This window comes from Streptomyces sp. NPDC127068 (assembly GCF_042724695.1).
Taxonomy (GTDB): domain Bacteria; phylum Actinomycetota; class Actinomycetes; order Streptomycetales; family Streptomycetaceae; genus Streptomyces.
In genome coordinates, this window is the sequence record NZ_JBHXEN010000004.1 from 209,790 (window position 1) to 231,828 (window position 22,039).

Here is a 22,039-nt window from a genome sequence, read left to right on the forward strand (position 1 = left end):
CTTCCCCGTCGCCGGGGTCCTACGGAACCGGTCCCCGCGTTCCATGGTGCCCCGCCCGGCGGGGCGACGTCGCCCCGCCGCCCGCCGCTCCCGGTCAGCGCACCTCGATGAACGCCTCCGTCTCCCGCGCCGGCCGCTCCTTCGGCTCGCCCGCCGGGTGCCCGACCGCCACCGCGCCCATCGGGTCCCAGTCCGCGGGCAGCCCGAGCACCTCCCGGACCACGTCCCGGCAGAACATCGTGGACGACACCCAGGCCGAACCCAGCCGCTCCCCGGCCAGCGCCACGAGGAAGTTCTGCACGCCCGCGCCCATCGCGACCACGAACATCTCCCGCTCGGCGGCGTCCCGCCGCGCGTGCCCGTAGTGGTGGGCGCCCTCGGTGACCAGACAGGGCACCACCAGGTACGGCGCCCGGCGCAGCACCTCCCCGCGGCGCACCCGCCGGGCGATGGACTCCGGCGACTTCCCGTCCCGTCGGAGGTCGGCGACCCAGGCGTCCCGCATGGCGTCCAGCAGCCGCAGCCGGGAGTCGGCGCTCTCCAGCAGCACGAACCGCCAGGGCGTGGTGTGGTGCGGCGCGGGCGCGGTGACCGCGGCGGCGACCGCCCGGCGCACCGCTCCCGGGTCGACCGGCTCCTCGGTGAACGCCCGCACGGTACGCCGCTGGGTGACGGCCTCCCGCACCGCCTCCGAGGTGCCCAGGCGGAACATGTCGTCCCGCGCGGGACGCACCAGCTCCCGCGCCCCCGTCCCGGGCACGTCGTCCGCGTCGTCCGTCCGCACGGTGTGCGCGAGCCCGCGCACCACGGCGACCGGCAGCCCGGCGGTCTTCCCCTTGACCAGGTCGCCGGCCGCCGCGAGTTCGTCCGCGGTGGCCACGACGGTGGCGGTCAGCGGGTTGCCGTGGGGGTCGGTGCCGCCCCGCAGGTCGTCGAGGACCCGTACGCCGGCCGCGCCGATCGCGATGTCGGTCAGCCCGTTGCGCCAGGGCCGGCCGGCGGTGTCGGTGACGAGGACGCCGACCTCGACCCCGAGGGCGGCCCGCAGCCCGTCGCGCACGGCACGGGCGGAGGCGTCCGGGTCCTCGGGCAGCAGCAGCACCGTCCCGTTCGGGGTGTTGGAGGCGTCCACCCCGGCGGCGGCCATCACCAGCCCCTGCCGGTTCTCCACGATCCGCAGCGGTCCGCGCCGCGCGACCACCCGCACGGTCTCCGCGTCTATCGCCGCCTCCCGGTCGACCGCGTCCAGGACCCGGCCCTCCGCCTTGGAGACGACCTTCGAGGTGACCAGGACGACGTCGCCGTCCCGCAGGGCCGGTTCGGCGGCGGCGATCAGCTTCGCCAGGTCGTCCCCGGGCACCACCTCGCCGATGCCGGGCACCGCCCACACCCGGAAACCGGTGCCGTTGTCCGTACTCATGCCCGCAGCTCCTCGGCGAGGGCCAGCGCCTCGCGGGCCATCCGCGCGGTGGCGTCGAGGTCCGTCATGAGCAGCGGCACCGCACGGCAGCGGATGCCCGCGGCCTCCACCCGGGCGACGGAGTCCGCGTCGACGGTGTCCACCAGCCAGCCGTCCAGCAGCCCGGAGCCGTAGTGCGCGGCGACCGCCGCGGCGGTGGACTCCACGCCGACCGCCGCCAGGACCTTGTCGGCCATCCCGCGCACCGGTGCGTCCCCGACGATCGGGGACAGGCCCACCACCGGCACCCCGGCCTCCGCGATGGCCTCCCGGATGCCGGGCACGGCGAGGATCGTGCCGATGCTGACCACCGGGTTCGACGGCGGGAACAGCACCACGTCGGCGCCCGCCACCGCCTCCAGGACCCCCGGCGCGGGCTTCGCCCGGTCGGCGCCGACCGGGACCACGGCATGGGCGTCGACGGCGGCCCGCAGCCGGACCCAGTACTCCTGGAAGTGCACCGCCTTGCGCTCACCGGCGCCCGGCTCGCCCTCCGGCACCGTGATCGCCACGTGCGTCTCGATGCGGTCGTCCGACATGGGCAGCAGCCGCACGCCCGGTTGCCAGCGCTCGCACAGCGCCTCGGTGACCGCGCTGAGGGGGTAGCCCGCGGACAGCATCTGCGTCCGCACGATGTGGGTGGCGAAGTCCCGGTCGCCCAGCCCGAACCACGTGGGGCCCACGCCGTACGCCGCGAGCTCCTCCTTGACCCGGAAGGTCTCGTCCTCGCGTCCCCAACCCTGTTCCTCGTTGATGCCGCCGCCGAGGGTGTACATCACCGTGTCCAGGTCCGGACAGACCTTCAGACCGAAGAGGTGTATGTCGTCCCCGGTGTTGCCGATGACGGTGATGTCGGTGACCCCGAACTCCCGTGCGGTCTCCTTGAGACCGCGGAGGAATCGGGCGCCGCCGATGCCGCCTGCCAGAACCACAATGCGCATGCGGCCCAGTCTGTCAGGCACGAAGTGCGCCTTCCGGCTCGCCTGCGCCGTCCCGTGCGGGTGCGCGGTGCGTTTTGCGCAGTTCCCCGCGCCCCTTGTCGGGTGCGTTCATCTGGTGGTGCGTTGTTCACTTCGGGTGCGCTGGGCTGTTGCGCAGTTCCCCGCGCCCCTGTCGGGGCCCTGGCCGGGGCTTGGCTGCGGCTTCGGCGGGGCGGACGACGACGCCGAGTAGCGCCCGAGATCAAGGGGCGCGGGGAACTGCGCGAAAGCCCAGCGCACCCGCACCGGACAGCGCACGGCCAGGCGAACGCACCCGATAGGGGCGCGGGGAACTGCGCGAAACGCACCACGCACCCGCACTGGACAGCGCACCCGCACCGGACCGCACACCGCCAGGTGCACGCACCCGAGCGAAACGCTCAAACAGAAGCAGCCGCACCCGCACACTGCGCCGCATGCATCCGCATCTCCGTGAGCCCGGGGTAGTACACATGAAGGCTCACCGCAGGCTCCATCGCCGCGTTGACGACCTCGTGGACGTACCCCGGCGCGAAGACCCGCTGCGCCCCCGGCCGCACCACGTGCGAAGCCTGCCGCGTGCGCTCGGTGAGCTCCCCCTCCAGCACCGTGAGCACCCCGCTGGAGGGCCCGTGGTCGTGCAGCCCGCTGCCCTGCCCGGGCACCCAGGACAGCAGCCACACCTCGTACCCGGGCCCGGTGCGCAAACGGTGGTACCAACGGCTGGTCGCGTCGTAGCGCACCAGGTGCGCCCACTGGGCGCGGTCGGCGGCGATGGACCGGGCGAGCCCGGCGAACTCCGCCACCGTGAACGGGTGTTCGCGCGCGGGCTGGAGGAGGTGCGGTACCTCAAGGATGTCGCCCGCGATCTGGAGGTCGCTGTCGCTGTTCATGGGGTGCGGTGATGTCCTCGGCGAAGAGAAAAGAAGAGTGGGGGAGGGCGGCGTGCCCGACGACGCGGACGGGCGGAACGCAGACCAGGGGGTGGCGCGGCAGATGCGGATCAGCGGCCGGAGCGCAGTGGGCTCAACAGCAGGAACGGCAACAGCTACAGCGCGAGCGGGCAGCACCGAGGAACCCGGGGCGGGTCGCGGAAAGCGCCAAGTTCGCGAGCATGCCCACCAGGCAACCGGTTCATGCCCGGTATGTCAACCAGGACGCCGGTTGGCTGGCTGAGATTCACCTGTTCCGGTGGCGCCCATTGCCGAAAGGATTGCGCGCCCCTTGACTAGGAAACACGCGGCAACGCACGGCGGCGCCGGCCGTCCCCCGTGGCGTCGTGGAGCCGTGACGCGGGTGTGATCAGTTTCGCTTCCGCACCGTCACCGCAACGAGACCTCGTCCCGAGCCGTCTCCCCTGGTGAGACGGTGCCAGGAAGCGGCCCCTCATCGGTGTCTCGGTTTATGCCGATTTGAACACTTACCGTATACCCTTGGTTCCGCAGAGTGAATAAGGGGCCCAATAGCAGATCCCGGCTTGACTGGCTTGGATCAGCACACTTGTAATTTCACTCGTGTCGTTCGGCCCGAGCAGGCGCGACACCATCACGGGGACGCAAAAACAGACGAGGGGCGCTACATGACCGAGCTGTTCCAGCACCTGCTGATCGAATCAGTGGAGACCGTCGAGGGCATGGACGAAGAGGAACTCGGCTGGCAGGAGCGCGCACTGTGCGCCCAGACCGATCCCGAGTCGTTCTTCCCCGAGAAGGGCGGGTCCACCCGCGAGGCCAAGAAGGTCTGCCTCGCCTGCGAGGTCCGCTCCGAGTGTCTTGAATACGCGCTCGCCAACGACGAGCGCTTCGGCATCTGGGGCGGCCTGTCCGAGCGGGAGCGCCGCCGCCTCAAGAAGGCGGCGATCTGAGCCCGACGGCACCGGGAGCCCCGACAGCCCCGCGCCCGTCCCAGCCGCTCGCACCCCACCCCTACCCACACCCCCACCACCTCCATCACCATCCCACCCCCACTCCACGCACCCGCACCCGTACCCACCCCCGCGCACCCGCTGCCCCCGCTCCACCGCCCGGCGCCCGCCCCCACCCCGGCGGGGCCCGGCCGGCGGGGTCACCGGGTGCACCGGACACCGAAGGGCACCCCGACGGCGAAGTCCCCGTCGCGGAGCGCCGGTCACGGGGTTGTCCACGGCGGCGACCGGTTCCGCGGCCAGCCGTTAGTGTGGTCGCTCGTCCGAGACCCACCACCTCCGTGACCCGCGGCCACCGCGCCCGGGGCCACCGGAGCGCCGTGCGCGTCGACCACAGTCCAGCGAACCGGGGCCCGCACCTCGATGTCCCTGCACAGCCACCACGCCGTCCCGGCCAGCGCGCCCGCGTCACCACGACCGGCCCTGCCCGATCCGACCAGCCCGCCCGCGCACCCGCGACACGTCGTGACCGCCGTCGTCGTCACGCACGACGGCGCCCGCTGGCTGCCCGACACCCTCGCCGGTCTCCTCGGCCAGACCCGCCCGGTGCAGGACGCCGTCGCCGCCGACACCGGCAGCGCCGACGAATCCGCCCGACTGGTCACCGAAGCGCTGGGCGACGACCGCGTCCTGCACCTCGCCCGCCGCACCGGCTTCGGCCAGGCCGTCGACGAAGCCGTGCGCAGCGCACCGGCCCTCACCCCCGACGACCTCCCGTACCTCAAGCGCCCCAGCGGCTGGGACCCCGTCAGCCGCACCTGGCACGACGACGCGTACGACCTGCCCGAACTGCCGCACGGCGAGCCCGAGCAGTGGCTGTGGCTCCTGCACGACGACTGCGCGCCCGAACCGGACGCCCTCGACCAGCTCCTGCGCGTCGTGGAGAACGAACGCGAACTCGGCCACCAGGTCGCCGTCGTCGGCCCCAAGCTCCGCGGCTGGTACGACCGCCGCCAACTCCTCGAAGTCGGCGTGACCCTCGCCCACAGCGGACGCCGCTGGACCGGCCTGGACCGCCGCGAACAGGACCAGGGCCAACACGACCACGTACGCCCCGTGCTGGCCGTCTCCACCGCCGGCATGCTCGTCCGCCGCGACGTCTTCGAACAGCTCGGCGGCTTCGACCGCCACCTGCCCCTCATGCGCGACGACGTGGACCTGTGCTGGCGCGCCCACCACGCCGGCCACCGGGTCCTGGTCGCCCCCGAGGCCGTCGTCCGACACGCCGAGGCGGCCTCCCGCGAACGCCGCAGCGTCGACTGCGCGGGCCGCGGCGCCACCTCCCCCCGCAAGGTCGACAAGGCCGGCGCCGCCTACGCGCTGCTCGCCAACGCACGCTCCGCGGCCCTGCCCTGGATCCTCGTCCGACTCGTCGTCGGCACCGTCCTGCGCGCCCTCGCCTACCTCGTCGGCAAGGCACCCGGACAGGCCCTCGACGAGATCACCGGCCTCGCCGCGACCCTGCTGCGCCCCGGCCGCGTCCTCGCCGCCCGCCGCACGCGCGGGCGCCCCCAGGTCGACAAGGGCGAACTGCGCCCCCTGTTCCCGCCGCCCGGCGCCACGATCCGCGCCACCGTCGAACAGGTGACCGGCAACCTCGTCGGCGGCGCGGGCGGCGACGCCGAGGCCGGCACCGGCGGACGCCACGGAGCCGTCGAGTCCGGACCCGGCGGCGACGACGCCGACTTCCTCGAAGTCGAACAGTTCGCCCGGCTCAAGCGCGTGGGACGTAAGCCGGGCCCCGTGCTCTTCGTGGTCCTGCTGCTGTTCTCCCTGATCGCCTGCCGGGCCCTGCTCGGCGGCGGCGCCCTCGCCGGCGGCGCCCTGCTGCCCGCACCCGCCGACGCCGCCGACCTGTGGGCCCGCTACACCGACGGCTGGCACCCCGTCGGCACCGGCGGCACCCAGGCCGCCCCGCCCTACCTCGCGCTCGTCGCCCTGCTCGGCAGCGCCCTGTTCGGCTCCACCGGGCTCGCTGTCACGGTCCTGCTCATCGGGTCCGTGCCGCTCGCCGGGATCGCCGCCTACTTCGCGTCCCGACCCCTCGTCATGTCCCGGCTGCTGCGCGCCTGGGCCGCCATCGCGTACGCCTTCCTGCCCGCCGTCACCGGCGCCCTCGCGAGCGGCCGGATCGGCACCACCGTACTCGCCGTGCTGCTCCCGCTGATCGCCCGCGCCGCGGTCGCCGCCGGGGGACTGGCCCTGTCCGGCACGTCCACCAAGCGCGGCAGCTGGCGCGCCACCTGGGCGCTCGCCCTGCTGCTGACCGTCGCCACCGCCTTCACCCCCGTGGTGTGGCCCCTCGCGCTGGTCCTCGGCCTGGCCCTGCTCGCGGTGCGCCGCCGCGACCCGATCGCCTACGCGACCCGCTTCCTCGCCGCCCTCGCCACCCCGCTGCTGGTCCTCGCGCCCTGGTCGCTGTCCCTGCTGCCCACCGGCTTCTTCCAGGAGGCCGGACTCGACCACCGGGTCGACCCCGCCAGCGCCCTCGACCTGCTCGGCGCCTCCCCGGGCGGCCCCGGCACCGTCGGCGGGCTGCTGCTCGTCGGCATCGTCCTGGCCGCGCTCGCCGCTCTGCTGCGCGCCGAGCGCCGCACCGGCGTCCTCACCGCCTGGACCGTCGCCCTGGTCGCCCTCGTCTTCGCGGCCCTGTCCAACGGCTCCGGCTGGGCCGGCCCGGCGACCCTCGTCTACGGCATCGCCCTGCTCGGCGCGGCGATCATCGGCGCCGACGGAGCCCGCCACCGCGTCGCCGAACAGAGCTTCGGCTGGCGCCAGCCGGTCGCCGCGCTCATCGCCTTCGCCGCCGCCGCGGGCACCTTCCTCGCCGCCGCCGGCTGGATGATCCGCGGCGCCGACGGTCCCCTCGACCGCCGCGACCCGGTCCAGGTGCCCGCCTTCGTCGCCGAGGAGAGCGGCACCCAGGACCAGGCCCGCACCCTCGTCCTCGACGGCGAGACCCCGGCGCGCGTCGCCTACACCCTGGTCCGCGGCTCCGGCGCCCGGCTGGGCGACGCCGAACTCACCGCCGCCGCCCCCGCCGCCCCCGCCGCCCCCCGGCTGGACGAGGTCGTCGCCAACCTGGTCGCCGGCTCCGGTGCCGACCAGGCGGACGAACTCGGCGGCTACGCCGTCCGCTACGTCCTCGTGCGCGACGGCGCCCCCCGCGGCATGAGCCGGGTGCTCGACACCACCCCCGGCCTGTCCCGGCTCAGCCAACAGGACGGCAACTCCCTGTGGCGCGTCGACCGGCAGGTCTCCCGCGCCGCGGTCGTCCCGAAGTCCGGCGACCCGCAGCCCGTGGCCGCCGGTCCCGTCGAGGTCCACACCGACCTCCGCCCCGGCCCCGAGGGCCGGGTGCTGCGCCTCGCCGACACCGCCGCCCCCGGCTGGACGGCGACCCTGGACGGCGAGCCGCTGCCCCGGGTCACCGTCGACGGCTGGGCCCAGGGCTTCACCCTGCCCACCTCCGGCGGACGCCTCGACATCACCTACGACGCGCCCCTCACCCACACCGCGTGGGTGTGGGCGCAGGGCGCGCTCGCCCTGGTCCTGGTCGTCCTCGCGCTGCCCGGCCGCCGCCGGCAGGTCGACGACGACCTGCCCGACGCGGAGCAGCCCGTCGCCGCCGCACCGGTGGCCACCGAACCCGGCGCACCCCCTGCACAGCCGGAGGGGCGCCGGGCCCGCCGACTACGCGACCGGGCGCCCGCACCGGACCCCGCCACCGAGGCCCCGCCGGCCCCCGTCCCGCACCAGGTCGCGCACCCCGCCTGGGACGACGCCCCGGCCCCGCAGGTCCCCCCGCTCCCGGAGGGCGGCCCCGCGTACCCCGGTGCCGCGGTCCCCCAGCAGACCCCGTACGAGGACCCGTACCAGGGCGGCGGCTACGCCCCGTACCCGCAGGACGGCACCCACGACCCGTACGCCGCGGTGTCCCCGTACCCCGACCCCGCCCCGGGCCACCAGGCCCCGCCGGACGCGCCGGGTTACGGCTACTCCGGTTACGACGGCGGCTACGACAGCAACACCCCCGTGTACGGACAGCCCGGCCCCGAGGGGTCCGGGCACCCGCACGGCACCGAACGTGAGCGCCCCGACGGGAGCCAGCAGTGAACCGCACCACCCTGTCCCTGTTCGCCGTCACGGCGGCGCTGGCCGCCGTCACCGGACTCGCCCTCGTGTCCGTGCCCGAGGAGGCCGGGGCCGACGGCGCCCCGGCCGCCGCCCGGCTGCCCGTCGAGCGTTCCGGGGTGCTGTGCCCCGCGCCCAGCGATTCGGACCTCGCGGACACCGTCTACAGCTCCTTCACCCCGAAGTCCGCGGGTACCGCCGCCACCGGCACGGCACGGCTGACCCCGGCCGAGGAGAGGTCCACCGGTTCGGGCAAGCCCAAGGGCACCAAGGGCACCGGCGACTCGGGCACCGGCAAGGACGGCAAGGGCGGGAAGAACGCGAACGACACCGCACCCTTCCTCGTACCGAAGGAACCCGGTGTCCAGGTCACCGGCGAGGAGTCGGGTGCGGACGCGCCCGCCCTGATCGGCGCCGCCGAGGGCGACCTCGCCCCGGGCTGGACCGTCCAGCAGACCACCACCGTCCCGGCGGGCCAGGGCCGCGGGGTGCTCGGCCTCGCCTGCGCCGCTCCCGACACCGACTTCTGGCTGCCGGGCGTCAGCACCGCCGAGGACCGCACCGACTACCTCCACCTGACCAACCCGGACGATGCGGCGGCCGTCGTCGACATCGAGCTCTACGGCAAGGACGGCGCCCTCAAGTCCGCGCTCGGCGACGGCATCCAGGTGCAGCCGCGGGCGAGCGTGCCGGTGCTGCTGTCCACGCTGACCGAGAAGCCCCAGGCCGATCTGACGGCGCACGTCACGGTCCGCAGCGGCCGGGTGGCCGCCGCCGTGCGGGCCACCGACGCCCGGCGCGGCTCCGACTGGCTGACCCCCGCCGCCGACCCCGCGCCCGCGCTGGTGGTGCCGGGCATCCCCACGGACGTCACCTCGGCCCGTCTGATCGTCTTCGCCCCCGGTGAGAGCGACGCGGAGGTCGACGTCCGGGTGGCCTCCCCGAACGGGCCGATCACTCCCGCCGGGAACGAGAGCCTGCACGTCAAGGCGGGGATGACGGCCGTCGTCGACCTGGGTGACGTCACCAAGGGCGAGGCGGGCTCCCTGCTGTTGACCCCCAAGGGCCGGTCCGCCGCGCCGGTGGTGGCCGCCCTCCAGGTCGTCCGGGGCAAGGGCGACCGCCAGGAGACCGCGTACCTCCCCGCCAGCACCGCGGTCGGCGCCCGGGCGACGGTCGCCGGCAACCGCGCCAAGGGCACCGCGCTGTCCCTGGTCGCCCCCGGCGGCGCCGCCAAGGTGCGGGTCACCGCATCGGCGGGCAGCGAGGGCGGCGAGGCCGTCACCGAGACGTACACCGTCAAGAGCGGGTCGACGCTGCTGGCCGGCCCGCCCGTGCCGCGGGGCCTCAAGGGGACGTACGCCTTGACCGTCGAGTCGCTCTCCGGCGGCCCGGTGCACGCCTCGCGGATGCTCGAAGCCCCGGACGACGGCGTTCCGATGTTCACCGTGCAGGCCCTCGCCGACGACCGGGGCACCGTCTCGGTGCCGGACGCGGACCAGGACCTGTCCGTGCTCCAGGAGTGAGGGACGGTCCGGGGGCTCAGTCCTCGTCGTAGTGGGGGTCGACGGTCTCCGGGGTGAGGCCCAGGAGTTCGGCGACCTGCTCCACCACCACCTCGTGCACCAGGGCGGCGCGTTCGTCGCGCCCCTTGGTGCGGATCTCCACCGGCCGCCGGTAGACCACGACCCGGGCGCGGCGCCCCTCCCGGGCCGGGACGATCCCGCCCAGCGGTACGGGGTCCTCGTTCCAGCCGTCTTCGGAGGCGTCCAAGCGGGGGACCTCCAGGACCATGAAGTCGAAGTCGGCGAGCTGGGGCCAGCGCCGCTCCAGCCGTTCGACCGAGTCCTGCACCAGGTCCGTGAACAGCTCGGCCCGGCTGGCGGCGAGCGGCACCTGCGGCGGGGCCACGGGGCCGCGCATCCCCCTGCCGTGCCGGTCACGGCGGCGGGGACCGCGGTCGGCGGCGCTGGGGGGCACGGGGTTGTCCATCACCGACGAAGCGTAGTCCTCCGGTGGACTCCGCGGTCGTCGGCGCGGCCCGTGTCAGCGCTCCGCCGCACCCCGGGTGACCTGCACGGCGGCACACCCGGGCGAACCGATGTAGGGCATGTCACTTACTGACCATTCCAGCCAAGGTCATGATCGAAATTGATCACTTCAGAAGGGGGTGCCCCCTTGCAAAATGACGAGAATGCCCCTATTCATTACCAGTCGTCACCCGCCCTCCTCTTCCGGCCGGAGGTCACCCGGCGGGACCGAGGGGCAATACCAGAAACCACGAGGATCGAGTTCACGCCACGACACGGTGGGGTGACGTGCCGAGGAGTCGTCGCGGCCCGCTCAAGAGTGCGGTAGCGTCCATCATCGTGAGCCCTGTACGTCGCTGTTCGCGCACCGCTTGCGGCCGTCCCGCCGTCGCGACGCTGACGTACGTCTACGCCGACTCGACCGCGGTCCTCGGCCCCCTCGCCACCTACGCCGAACCCCACTGCTACGACCTCTGCGCCGAGCACTCCGAGCGCCTCACCGCGCCCCGCGGCTGGGAGGTCGTCCGGCTCGCCGAGGCCAGCGGCCCGGCCCGCCCCAGCGGCGACGACCTCGAAGCCCTCGCCAACGCCGTGCGCGAGGCGGCCCGCCCCCACGAGCGCACCACCGACGCGGGCGGCAGGTCAGGCGCCGACCCCGTCGAGGTCGGCCGCCGCGGCCACCTGCGGGTCCTGCGCTCCCCGGACTCCTGACCCCAACTCCCGCCCCCGCAGCGGCCCTCGAACAACCCCCGCGCGACCAGCCCCGACACCCCCGCGGCCGAAACCCGGCCCCGACCCCGTCGGGGAACCGCGTCGCCCACCCGGCCCCCGCACCCTGCGGGTAGTTTGGGGGCCTCAGAGGACCTCCAGGAGGGTTGGCCGTGGCTGTTGATCTGTCGCAGATCGTGAAGGCGTACGACGTCCGCGGGGTGGTTCCCGACCAGTGGGACGAGTCGCTCGCCGAACTCTTCGGCGCGGCCTTCGCACAGGTGACGGGCGCTCACGCGATCGTGACCGGGCACGACATGCGGCCCTCGTCCCCCGGCCTGTCCCGGGCCTTCGCCCGGGGCGCCGCCGCCCGCGGCGTGGACGTCACCGAGATCGGACTCTGCTCCACCGACCAGCTCTACTACGCGTCCGGCGCCCTCGACCTGCCCGGGGCGATGTTCACCGCCTCCCACAACCCGGCCCAGTACAACGGCATCAAGATGTGCCGCGCCGGAGCCGCCCCCGTCGGCCAGGACACCGGACTCGCCGAGATCCGCGCCCTCGTCGAAGGCTGGGCCGCCGGCACCGCCGCGGCCCCGGAACCCGCCGCCACCCCCGGCACCCTCACCCAGCGCGACACCCTGCGCGACTACGCCGCCCACCTGCGCTCCCTGGTCGACCTCACCGGCATCCGCCCGCTCAAGGTCGTCGTCGACGCGGGCAACGGCATGGGCGGCCACACCGTCCCCACCGTCTTCGACGGCCTGCCCCTGGACCTCGTGCCGATGTACTTCGAACTCGACGGCACCTTCCCCCACCACGAGGCCAACCCCCTCGACCCGAAGAACATCGTCGACCTCCAGGCCCGCGTCCGCACCGAGCACGCCGACCTCGGCATCGCCTTCGACGGCGACGCCGACCGCTGCTTCGTCGTCGACCAGAACGGCGACCCCGTCTCCCCGTCCGCGATCACCGCCCTCGTCGCCTCCCGCGAACTCGCCAAGCACGGCGGCCGGGGCACCGTCATCCACAACCTCATCACCTCCTGGTCCGTCCCCGAGGTCGTCCGCGAACAGGGCGGCACCCCCGTGCGCACCCGCGTCGGCCACTCCTTCATCAAGCAGGAGATGGCGAACACCGGCGCGATCTTCGGCGGCGAACACTCGGCGCACTACTACTTCCGCGACTTCTGGAACGCCGACACCGGCATGCTCGCCGCCCTGCACGTGCTGGCCGCACTCGGCGAGCAGGACGGCACCCTCTCCGCCCTGGTCGCCCAGTACGACCGCTACGCCGGCTCCGGCGAGATCAACTCCACCGTCGACGACCAGACCGCCCGCCTCGCCGCGGTCCGCGCCGCCTACGAGGGCCGCGACGACGTCACCCTCGACGAACTCGACGGACTCACCGTCACCACCGCCGACTGGTGGTTCAACGTCCGCCCCTCCAACACCGAGCCCCTGCTCCGCCTCAACGCGGAAGCCCGCGACCAGGCCACCATGGCCAAGGTCCGCGACGAGGTCCTGGACCTCATCCGCGGCTGACCCCCCGCCGCCGCACCCGGACGGGTACCGGCCCCCGGTACCCGTCCCCACCCGCCCCGGACCCCCGGCCGGGCACCCCCGCCAGCCCGGCACGGACCAGGGCACAGCGGTACGCTGACCACGCCGCGGACCCGACGCCCGCGCGCCCGCCACCCGGAAGGAAACCACCGCCATGCCGCTCGAAGCCGGACTCCTGGAGATCCTGGCCTGCCCGGCCTGCCACGCCCCCCTGACCGAGGCGGAGGCCGAGCTGATCTGCACCGGCGAGGACTGCGGCCTCGCCTACCCCGTCCGGGACGACATCCCCGTGCTCCTCGTCGACGAGGCCCGCCGCCCCGACTGACGACACCGCCCACCCGGCAGCACACCCGCACACCCGAGCCGCACCCGTCCGACCATGGACCACACCCTTCGCCGCTCCACGCCCGCCACCCGGCACCCCGCACCACCCCCCAGCGAATCGGAGGCCGCCCCCATGCTCGACGAATCGCTGCTGGACGCACCCGAAGCACTCGCCAGGGCCGACCGGCGACGCCTGCTGCGGGGCGCGGCCGAAGCGGGCGCCCGGGTCCGCACCGCCGCCCGACACGCCGCCGAAGCGGGCCTGGCCGACCTGCGACCCGACGGCCGCCCCCGCGCCGTCCTCATGGCCGGCCCCGGAGCCGCCGCGAACGCCGCCGCCGACATCCTCGGCTCCCTCGCCGGCGCCGGCTGCCCCGTCGTCCGCCTCGACCCCACCGGAGTGGCCGCCGCCCCCGGCGCCCTGCGCTGGGCCCTGCCCGGCTGGGCCGGCCCCGTCGACCTGCTGCTCATCGCCACCCCGGACGGCACCGAACCCGGCCTCGCCCTGCTCGCCGAACAGGCCTACCGCCGCGGCTGCACCGTCGTCTCCGTCGCACCCGACCGCACCCCCCTCGGGGAAGCCGTCGACGGCGTCCACGGCCTCGCCCTGCCGATGGCCACCGCACCCTACGAACAGGACGAACCCGACGCGGCCTCCGCGCCCGGCGCCCTGTGGGCCCTGCTCACCCCGCTGCTGATGCTCCTCGACCGCACCGGACTCGTCAGCGCCCCCACCGACGCCCTGGAACGGGTGGCCGACCGCCTCGACCGCACCGCCGAACGCTGCGGCCCCGCCACCGCCACCTACGCCAACCCCGCGAAGACCCTCGCCGCCGAACTCGCCGACTCGCTGCCGCTGATCTGGACCGAAGGCCCGTCCGCCGGACCCGCCGGCCGCCGCTTCGCCGCCGCCATCGGCGAACTCGCCGGCCGCCCCGCCCTCGCCGCCCAACTCCCCGAGGCCCTCCCCGCGCACGGCGCGCTCCTCACCGGCACCCTCGCGGCGGGCGCCGACCCCGACGACTTCTTCCGCGACCGCGTCGACGAGGCCCCCGCCCTGCGCGCCCGGGTCGTCCTCCTCCGCGACCGGGCCACCGGCAAGCTCAGCGCCGCCCCCGCCGCCCGCGAACTCGCCCTCGGCCACGACACCGCCATCAGCGAACTCGAACCCGGCCTCACGGGCGACGACGACCCGCACGCACCCCACGGATCGGGCGACCCCGGCGACCACGGCGGACCCGGCACCCCCGGCGAACCCCGGGACGACGCCGACCGCACCGGCGACGACGCACTCGAAGCACTCGCCGAACTGATCGCCGTCACAGATTTCGCCGCCGTTTACCTGGCGCTCGCTTCGGGGGCTTGATCTAGACCCGGGGCCCCGCCCCGGCCGCCGCTCCCGACCCCGCCACCCCGCGGGAAGCCCACCGGAAGCGTCGACCTCGTACTCGAACGGAGAAAGAACCCCATGGACCGCCTCGCCAACCCCATCCGCCCCTACGCCTGGGGTTCCGCCACCGCCATCCCCCACCTCCTCGGCGTGGCACCCACCGGCGAGCCGCAGGCCGAACAGTGGATGGGAGCCCACCCCGGAGCGCCCTCGCGCACCCCGCGCGGCACCCTCACCGAAGTGATCGACACCGACCCCGAAGGCACCCTCGGCGCCCCCGCCGTCGCCCGCTTCGGCCCCCACCTGCCCTTCCTCCTCAAACTCCTCGCCGCCGGCGCCCCCGTCTCCCTCCAGGTCCACCCCGACCTCACCCAGGCCCGCGAGGGGTACGCCCGCGAACAGCAGCAGGACATCCCGCTGACCGCCGGACACCGCAACTACAAGGACGCCAACCACAAGCCCGAACTGATCTGCGCGCTCACCCCGTTCGAGGGCCTGTGCGGCTTCCGCCCCCCGCACGCCACCGCCGACCTCCTCGCCCGACTGGAGGTCGACGGCCTCAAGCCGTACGTCGACCTGCTGCGCGCCACCCCCGAGGACGCCGCCCTGCGCGAGGTCCTCACCGCGATCCTCTCCGCCGACCGCACCGAGATCGCCGCCCTGGTCACCGAAACCGCCCAGGCCTGCGCCCGGCTCGCCGCCGAGGACCCGGACAGCGCCGAACCGGGGACGACCGCCCCGGCCGCCGACCCCGACCTCGCCGGTCCCGCAGCCGCCCGCACCGCCGCCTACGCCGCCTACGCCGGGCTCGCCCACCACTACCCCGGCGACCCCGGCGTCCTCGCCGCGACCCTCCTCAACCACGTCCGGCTCCAGCCCGGCGAGGCACTCTTCCTCGGCGCCGGAGTCCCGCACACCTATCTGCACGGCCTCGGCGTCGAGATCATGGCCAACTCCGACAACGTCCTGCGCTGCGGCCTCACCCCGAAGCACATCGACGTCCCCGAACTCCTCAGAGTCGTCCGCTTCGAGGCCGCCGACCCCGCCGTCCTGCGCCCCGAAGCCTCCCCCGACGGCGAAGAGGTCTACGACACCCCCATCGACGAGTTCCGCCTCTCCCGCCTCACCCGACCCGAGGGCGCCGCACCCGGCGACCTCACCACGGACACCCCGCAGATCCTCCTGTGCACCGCCGGCACGATCACCCTGCACGGCGGCGGCGGAGCCGAGACCCTCACCCCCGGCACCTCCGTCTTCGTCGCCGCCGGCGACCGCACCGAGGTGAACGGCTCCGGCACCCTGTTCCGCGCCACCGTCGTGGTCTGACGCCCCACCCGTCCCACCCGTCCCCGGACGGGCGACACGAACCGTCAACCGCCTGCGCCGGCCCCCTCGGCCCCGTACGATCCCGCACCGTCACCACCGGGCACACCACCAGGGACCGACGGCCCCCCACGGGCGCCGGAACGGGCGAAGGGACACCACGCACAGATGAGCGCATCAGGCGGAACCAAAGCCATCGTCGCGGCACTCGCCGCCAACCTCTCGATCGCGGTCGCCAAATTCGTGGCCTTCCTCTTCAGCGGCTCCTCGTCGATGCTCGCCGAGAGCGTCCACTCGCTCGCCGACTCCGGCAACCAGGGGCTGCTCCTCCTCGGCGGCAAACGCGCCCGACGCGAAGCCACCCCGCAACACCCCTTCGGCTACGGCCGCGAACGCTACATCTACGCCTTCCTCGTCTCCATCGTGCTCTTCTCCGCCGGCGGCATGTTCGCGCTCTACGAGGGCTACGAGAAGGTCAAGCACCCCCACGCCATCGAGAACTGGTACTGGCCCGTGGGCGTACTCGTCTTCGCGATCGTCGCCGAGATCTTCTCCTTCCGCACCGCGATCAAGGAGTCCAACCAGATCCGCGGCACCCTCTCCTGGAAGGAGTTCGTCCGCCACTCCAAGGCCCCCGAACTCCCCGTCGTCCTGCTGGAGGACCTCGGCGCACTCGTCGGCCTGGTCCTCGCCCTCATCGGCGTCAGCCTCGCCCTCGCCACCGGCGACGGCCTCTGGGACGGCATCGGCACCCTTTGCATCGGCGTCCTGCTGATCCTCATCGCCCTCGTCCTCGCCGTGGAGACCAAATCCCTCCTCCTCGGCGAAGCCGCCGGCACCGACGACCTCCACACCATCGAGACCGCCCTCGTCGACGGCACCACCGTCACCCGCCTCATCCACATGCGCACCCTGCACCTCGGCCCCGAGGAACTGCTCGTCGCCGCCAAGATCGCCGTCCCCCGCGACAGCACCGCCGCACAGATCGCCGCCGCCATCGACGCCGCCGAGTCCCGCGTCCGCACCGCCTGCCCCATCGCCCGGGTGATCTACCTCGAACCCGACCTCTACAGCGAGGCCGAAGCCGTGAAGGGCCCCGACGCCGAAGCCACCCCCGGCGGCCCCGCCCACTGAACCCGCCCCCACCCACCAACCCCACCGGCCACTCCCACCCCGCGGGCCACCCCCAGCAATCAAGCCGAACCGATTCGCGCCCTGGGGCACACCCGCCCCACGGTGTTAGATTCGTGACCAGAGCCAGACGTCGCTGCTGATGGCGGTCGGGCGGTCCGCACCCCGGGCCGACCGAGGGAGAGAGGGCCTCCGACGGACTGCGCTGCGCACGCGCCCGGGCAGCACCCTGTCCGCCGCCGCGCAGAACAGCCGTGCACCCATCTCGACCGACCCACGAGGAGCAGCTCCCCATGACCACTGTCGACAACCGACAGGACTTCAAGGTCGCCGACCTCTCCCTCGCCGCCTACGGGCGCAAGGAGATCACCCTCGCCGAGCACGAGATGCCCGGCCTCATGGCCATCCGTGCCGAGTACGCCGCCCAGCAGCCGCTCGCCGGCGCCCGGGTCACCGGCTCCCTGCACATGACCGTGCAGACCGCCGTCCTCATCGAGACCCTGGTCGCCCTCGGCGCACAGGTCCGCTGGGCCTCCTGCAACATCTTCTCCACCCAGGACCACGCCGCCGCGGCCATCGCCGTGGGCCCCGACGGCACCCCGGACGCCCCGAGCGGCGTCCCCGTCTTCGCCTGGAAGGGCGAGACGCTGGAGGAGTACTGGTGGTGCACGGAGCAGGCCCTGACCTGGCCCGACAGCCCCACCGGCGGCCCCAACATGATCCTCGACGACGGCGGCGACGCCACCGTCCTCGTCCACAAGGGCGTCGAGTACGAGAAGGACGGCAAGGTCCCCTCGACCGACACCGCCGAGTCCGACGAGCACCGCGTCATCCTCGAACTCCTCACCCGCACCCTCGGCGAGGACCCGCAGAAGTGGACCCGCCTCTCCTCCGAGATCCGCGGCGTCACCGAGGAGACCACCACCGGTGTCCACCGCCTCTACGAGATGCACCGCGACGGCACCCTGCTCTTCCCGGCGATCAACGTCAACGACGCCGTCACCAAGTCGAAGTTCGACAACAAGTACGGCTGCCGCCACTCCCTGATCGACGGCATCAACCGCGCCACCGACGTCCTCATCGGCGGCAAGACGGCCGTCGTCTGCGGCTACGGCGACGTCGGCAAGGGCTGTGCCGAGTCCCTGCGCGGCCAGGGCGCACGCGTCATCGTCACCGAGATCGACCCGATCTGCGCGCTCCAGGCAGCCATGGACGGCTACCAGGTCACCACCCTCGACGAGGTCATCGAGACGGCCGACATCTTCATCACCACGACCGGCAACAAGGACATCATCATGGCCGCCGACATGGCCAAGATGAAGCACCAGGCCATCGTCGGCAACATCGGCCACTTCGACAACGAACTCGACATGGCCGGCCTCGCCAAGATCCCCGGCGTCGTCAAGGACGAGGTCAAGCCCCAGGTCCACACCTGGACCTTCCCCGACGGCAAGGTCCTCATCGTGCTGTCCGAGGGCCGCCTCCTCAACCTCGGCAACGCCACCGGGCACCCGTCGTTCGTGATGTCCAACTCGTTCGCGGACCAGACCCTGGCCCAGATCGAGCTGTTCACCAAGCCCGACGCCTACCCGACCGACGTCTACACGCTGCCCAAGCACCTCGACGAGAAGGTCGCCCGCCTCCACCTCGCGGCGCTCGGCGTGAAGCTCACGACCCTGCGCCCCGAGCAGGCCGCGTACATCGGCGTCGAGGTCGAAGGCCCGTACAAGTCGGACCACTACCGCTACTGACCCGGCCCCGCCGCCCCGCGGCGGACCGACAGGACGCACCAGGCAGGCCCCCGCACCCCCGTGCCGGGGGCCTGCCCCGTACGCGCACCGCCACCGCGGCGCACCCGAGCCGAACCCGGCGGGCGAACCCGCCACCGGTCCGGCACCGGGAGATCAGAACGACCGAGAACCAGGACCCCCATGCCCCGCGGCCACTACTCGCTCCACGACACGCACGACCACACCCCCCTCGGCGAGGAACACTTCCACTGCGCCCCCGGCCCCTCCGGCTGGCGCTACGTCTCCCAACGCGTCGCCCCCTCCGGCGAACACTCCGGCTCCGTCGACCTCACGCTCGACGAACTCGGCCGCCCCCTCCGCCTCGAACTCAACGCCGCCAGCTGGCAGGTGCGCGCCGGCGCGCTCGACGGCGTCACCTGGGTCCGCACCGACCCCACCGGCGTCCACGCCACCGAGGGCAACGCCCCCGCCCACGCGTTCACCGGCACCTCCCCGGCCTTCCTCGTCGCGACCGCCCGACTGCTGCGCCTCACCCCTGCCTCCCCCGCCACCAGGGTCCGCCTCGTGGCCTTCACCGATCCGGTCCTCGCCCCCCGCACCCTCGACCAGTCCTGGGCCTTGCTCAACAGAGAAACACACACCACTGACAACGCCCCCCTGATCGTGGACGAGTACCAGGTCACCGCCCTGGACACCGGCGAACAGCACACCGTCCACCTCACCGGGGACGTCGTCCTGTCGGCCCCCGGCATCGAGCTGGAGAACCTGGAATCGCCCCCGTCGACGTTCCCCTGACACCCCACCACCCTCAGGACGGCGGCGCGAACCCCGTACCGCCCCCCGCACCGGCCCCACCGGTCCCGGTGTCCCCACGGGTGCCGTCCCCGCCCGCCGGTCCCGCGACACCGCTCCCCGGGTCCGGACCGACGACCGGACCCGCCGCGACACCCCCACCGGGCGGCGCGAACCCCGAGCCACCCCCCGCCCCGTACGGACCCGGCACCTGACCGCCCGGCCCGTAGCCCACCGTCCCGTAGCCCACCGGAGCACCGCCCCCGGACATCCGCTGCACGTCCCGCGACTGCCGCTCGTGGACCACGGCGGCCAGGAACGCGGCGGGCGGCACCCCCGGTGGCACGCTCGCCCCCGTCCGCGCGACCAGCTCCTCCGCCAGCCGCCGCGCCATGTCCCACCCCGCCTGCTGATCGAACTGCGACATCCGCGTCAGGTACTGCCGCACCGCCAACCACAGACCGTCCGGCACCCCCGACAGGTCGAGCGAGGAGAACCGCCCCGCCAACCACGGCGGCGGAGGCGGAACGTACGCACTGCGGGCCACCGGCACCCGCTCCCGCACCACCAGCGTCCCCGCGAGCACGTCACCCACCCGACGCCCCCGCTCCGACGCCAACGAGGCGATGGAGGCCACCGTGCCGAAGGTCAACAGGATCTCGATCGCCCCGAACGCACCCCGCACCAGCGCGTGCCGGAACCGGATCGGCCCCCCGTCGTCCCGCACCACCCGCAACCCGCACGCCAACTTCCCCAGCGACCGCCCGTGACTCAGGGTCTCGACGGCTATCGGCACCCCCACCAGCAACAACAGGAAGCTCGCCACCGACACCGCCGCCATCGCCGCGTCGTCCAGCGACGCGGCGGCTGCTATCAACCCCACCGTCACCCCGATGTAGACCGCGACCGCCAGGGTCAGATCGATCAGCACCGCCAGGCCACGGCTCGGCAACTTGGCGGGCTGCAACTCCAGCGCCACCGCCTCGCCCGTTACGAGATCACTCACTACCATCACCTTCCGCCGCCCTGGCCTGCCCCGGGAAGGGCCAGTCTGCCAAGCTGAAACGCGTCGCCGCAGTACGAGAAGCCGAGGAGCAACTGACCCGATGGACCTCGACGTCTTCGTGTCCGCCCACCGGGCCGAATGGGACCGGCTGGACCACCTGCTGCGCCACCGGCGCCGCCTCACGGGGGCCGAGGCGGACGAACTCGTCTCCCTCTACCAACGCACCGCCACCCACCTCTCCCTGATCCGGTCCAGCACGCCCGACCCGCAGCTCCTCGGCCGCCTCACCCAACTCGTGGCCCGGGCCCGCAACGCGGTGACCGGCACCCGCCGCGCCTCCTGGCGCGACGTGACCCGGTTCCTCACGCACGGCTTCCCGGCCGCCCTCTACCGCACCCGCCACTGGTGGGTGCCCACCGCCATTCTCTCCACGCTCGCCGCGGCGCTCATCGGCTGGTGGATCGCCACCCGCCCCGAAGTCCAGGCGAGCATCGGCGCCCCCGCCGCACTGCGCGAGATGACCCGGCCCGGCGGCGGGTACGAGTCGTACTACTCCAGCAACCCGGCGGCGTCGTTCGCGGCACAGGTGTGGACGAACAACGCCCAGGCCGCCGCACTCTGCCTGGTCCTGGGCGCCTTCCTCTGCGTACCGGTCCTGTGGATCCTGCTGACGAACATGGTGAACATCGGCATGGGCATCGGGCTCATGGCCTCGGCCGGCCGTCTCGACGTCTTCCTCGGCCTGATCATCCCGCACGGGCTCCTCGAACTGACGGCGGTCTTCGTGGCGGCCGGCACGGGGCTACGCCTCGGCTGGACGGTCATCGACCCGGGCCCCCGCACCCGCCGCGCCGCCCTCGCCGAAGAGGGCCGCGCCGCCCTCGGCATGGCGATCGGCCTGGCCCTGGTCCTCTTCGTCTCGGGAGCCATCGAAGGGTTCGTCACCCCGTCCGGCCTCCCCACCTGGGCCCGGATCGGCATCGGCGTCGCCGCCGAGCTGCTCTTCCTCGCCTATGTGTACGTACTGGGGCGCCGAGCGGTCAGGGAAGGGGAGACGGGGGACCTCGATGCCGACGAGCGGAGCGCCGCCGTCCCCCTGGCCGCCTGATGTGCGTGGGCCGCCGTTCACCTGCTAGTGTCCTCTTCGCCCCAGGGAAATCCGTTGACACGGCCCAGCTGGGGAGGTAGATTTGAACAGTTGCCTACGAACGGGCTCGACCCGTTGGCGACCGCAGAATCTATCTGCTTCTCGGAAGTTCATCGAGTCATCGAAACGAATCCGAGAAACCCCCTCTGACTCGCATTCAGAACTCACTCGGTGGTTCGAACCACCGGAAAGCCTCTGATAAAGTCGGAATCGCCGGAAAGGAAAACGCCGAAAAGCGTTCTCCCGGAAAGCACCGAGGAAATCGGATCGGAAAGATCTGATAGAGTCGGAAACACCGAAGGGAAGCGCCCGGAGGAAAGCCTCAGCCGAATGGCTGGAGTGAGTACAAAGGAAGCGTCCGTTCCTTGAGAACTCAACAGCGTGCCAAAAGTCAACGCC

General features: G+C 73.5%; 18 protein-coding genes. 12 read left to right on the forward strand and 6 right to left on the reverse strand.

Annotated features, from left to right (window positions below):
* Nucleotides 1-94: 94 nt before the first annotated feature.
* The 3 genes from ACFWIA_RS04075 to ACFWIA_RS04085 form a co-directional block, all read right to left on the reverse strand.
* A complete protein-coding gene (locus ACFWIA_RS04075; RefSeq protein ID WP_387000139.1) occupies nucleotides 95-1,420 on the reverse strand; it encodes a coenzyme F420-0:L-glutamate ligase in 1,326 nt (441 codons plus the stop codon).
* Nucleotides 1,417-2,400, reverse strand: a complete 984-nt coding sequence (gene cofD / locus ACFWIA_RS04080; RefSeq protein WP_387000142.1) for a 2-phospho-L-lactate transferase — start codon at nucleotides 2,398-2,400, stop codon at nucleotides 1,417-1,419. Before cofD ends, ACFWIA_RS04075 begins: the two co-directional genes overlap by 4 nt.
* 419 nt (nucleotides 2,401-2,819) lie before the next feature.
* Nucleotides 2,820-3,311 (reverse strand): cysteine dioxygenase, encoded by a 492-nt coding sequence (locus ACFWIA_RS04085; protein ID WP_387000145.1) that lies wholly within the window; start codon nucleotides 3,309-3,311, stop codon nucleotides 2,820-2,822.
* A 686-nt stretch (nucleotides 3,312-3,997) separates the two neighbouring features.
* Between ACFWIA_RS04085 and ACFWIA_RS04090 the strand changes: the two genes are divergently transcribed.
* The 3 genes from ACFWIA_RS04090 (at nucleotide 3,998) to ACFWIA_RS04100 (ending at nucleotide 10,002) form a co-directional block, all read left to right on the forward strand.
* The gene (locus tag ACFWIA_RS04090) at nucleotides 3,998-4,282 is read left to right on the forward strand and encodes a WhiB family transcriptional regulator (RefSeq protein WP_385493467.1); all 285 of its coding nucleotides are present in this window, start codon (nucleotides 3,998-4,000) and stop codon (nucleotides 4,280-4,282) included.
* Between the two features lie 423 nt (nucleotides 4,283-4,705).
* Nucleotides 4,706-8,458: a glycosyltransferase gene (locus ACFWIA_RS04095; protein ID WP_387000147.1), complete on the forward strand. Its 3,753-nt coding sequence runs from the start codon at nucleotides 4,706-4,708 to the stop codon at nucleotides 8,456-8,458.
* Nucleotides 8,455-10,002: a DUF5719 family protein gene (locus tag ACFWIA_RS04100; RefSeq protein WP_387000149.1), complete on the forward strand. Its 1,548-nt coding sequence runs from the start codon at nucleotides 8,455-8,457 to the stop codon at nucleotides 10,000-10,002. The genes ACFWIA_RS04095 and ACFWIA_RS04100 overlap by 4 nt, the downstream gene beginning before the upstream one ends.
* 16 nt (nucleotides 10,003-10,018) lie before the next feature.
* Here the strand turns inward: ACFWIA_RS04100 and ACFWIA_RS04105 are convergent, their stop codons facing one another.
* Entirely contained in the window at nucleotides 10,019-10,468 is a 450-nt protein-coding gene (locus ACFWIA_RS04105) for a metallopeptidase family protein (RefSeq protein WP_387000182.1), read from the reverse strand.
* Between the two features lie 326 nt (nucleotides 10,469-10,794).
* Here ACFWIA_RS04105 and ACFWIA_RS04110 point away from each other — a divergent pair, with 326 nt between their 5' ends.
* The 8 genes from ACFWIA_RS04110 (at nucleotide 10,795) to ACFWIA_RS04145 (ending at nucleotide 19,490) form a co-directional block, all read left to right on the forward strand.
* Nucleotides 10,795-11,217, forward strand: coding sequence for a DUF3499 domain-containing protein (locus ACFWIA_RS04110; protein WP_387000151.1), 423 nt, complete (start codon nucleotides 10,795-10,797; stop codon nucleotides 11,215-11,217).
* Between the two features lie 170 nt (nucleotides 11,218-11,387).
* Nucleotides 11,388-12,758: a phosphomannomutase/phosphoglucomutase gene (locus ACFWIA_RS04115; RefSeq protein WP_387000153.1), complete on the forward strand. Its 1,371-nt coding sequence runs from the start codon at nucleotides 11,388-11,390 to the stop codon at nucleotides 12,756-12,758.
* A 172-nt stretch (nucleotides 12,759-12,930) separates the two neighbouring features.
* Complete coding sequence (locus ACFWIA_RS04120; protein ID WP_385493461.1) at nucleotides 12,931-13,101, forward strand: Trm112 family protein; 171 nt, start codon at nucleotides 12,931-12,933, stop codon at nucleotides 13,099-13,101.
* 132 nt (nucleotides 13,102-13,233) lie between these two features.
* Nucleotides 13,234-14,466: an SIS domain-containing protein gene (locus ACFWIA_RS04125; RefSeq protein ID WP_387000184.1), complete on the forward strand. Its 1,233-nt coding sequence runs from the start codon at nucleotides 13,234-13,236 to the stop codon at nucleotides 14,464-14,466.
* A 102-nt stretch (nucleotides 14,467-14,568) separates the two neighbouring features.
* Nucleotides 14,569-15,816, forward strand: coding sequence for a mannose-6-phosphate isomerase, class I (manA, locus tag ACFWIA_RS04130; protein ID WP_387000155.1), 1,248 nt, complete (start codon nucleotides 14,569-14,571; stop codon nucleotides 15,814-15,816).
* A 165-nt stretch (nucleotides 15,817-15,981) separates the two neighbouring features.
* Nucleotides 15,982-16,947 carry a cation diffusion facilitator family transporter gene (locus tag ACFWIA_RS04135; protein ID WP_387000157.1) on the forward strand — a complete coding sequence of 322 codons (966 nt, stop codon included), beginning with the start codon at nucleotides 15,982-15,984 and terminating at the stop codon, nucleotides 16,945-16,947.
* Between the two features lie 290 nt (nucleotides 16,948-17,237).
* Nucleotides 17,238-18,695, forward strand: a complete 1,458-nt coding sequence (gene ahcY / locus ACFWIA_RS04140; protein WP_387000159.1) for an adenosylhomocysteinase — start codon at nucleotides 17,238-17,240, stop codon at nucleotides 18,693-18,695.
* A 180-nt stretch (nucleotides 18,696-18,875) separates the two neighbouring features.
* Nucleotides 18,876-19,490 carry a hypothetical protein gene (locus tag ACFWIA_RS04145; RefSeq protein ID WP_387000160.1) on the forward strand — a complete coding sequence of 205 codons (615 nt, stop codon included), beginning with the start codon at nucleotides 18,876-18,878 and terminating at the stop codon, nucleotides 19,488-19,490.
* A 13-nt stretch (nucleotides 19,491-19,503) separates the two neighbouring features.
* On the opposite strand, the gene ACFWIA_RS04150 is transcribed toward ACFWIA_RS04145, so the two are convergent.
* Nucleotides 19,504-20,493, reverse strand: a complete 990-nt coding sequence (locus ACFWIA_RS04150) for an RDD family protein (protein WP_387000162.1) — start codon at nucleotides 20,491-20,493, stop codon at nucleotides 19,504-19,506.
* Nucleotides 20,494-20,593: 100 nt separating this feature from the next.
* Between ACFWIA_RS04150 and ACFWIA_RS04155 the strand changes: the two genes are divergently transcribed.
* A complete protein-coding gene (locus ACFWIA_RS04155) occupies nucleotides 20,594-21,601 on the forward strand; it encodes a stage II sporulation protein M (RefSeq protein WP_387000164.1) in 1,008 nt (335 codons plus the stop codon).
* A gap of 203 nt (nucleotides 21,602-21,804) precedes the next feature.
* Here ACFWIA_RS04155 and ACFWIA_RS04160 read toward each other — a convergent pair.
* Nucleotides 21,805-22,039, reverse strand: a 235-nt coding sequence (locus ACFWIA_RS04160) for a hypothetical protein (protein ID WP_387000166.1), incomplete at its 5' end; no start/stop codon positions are given.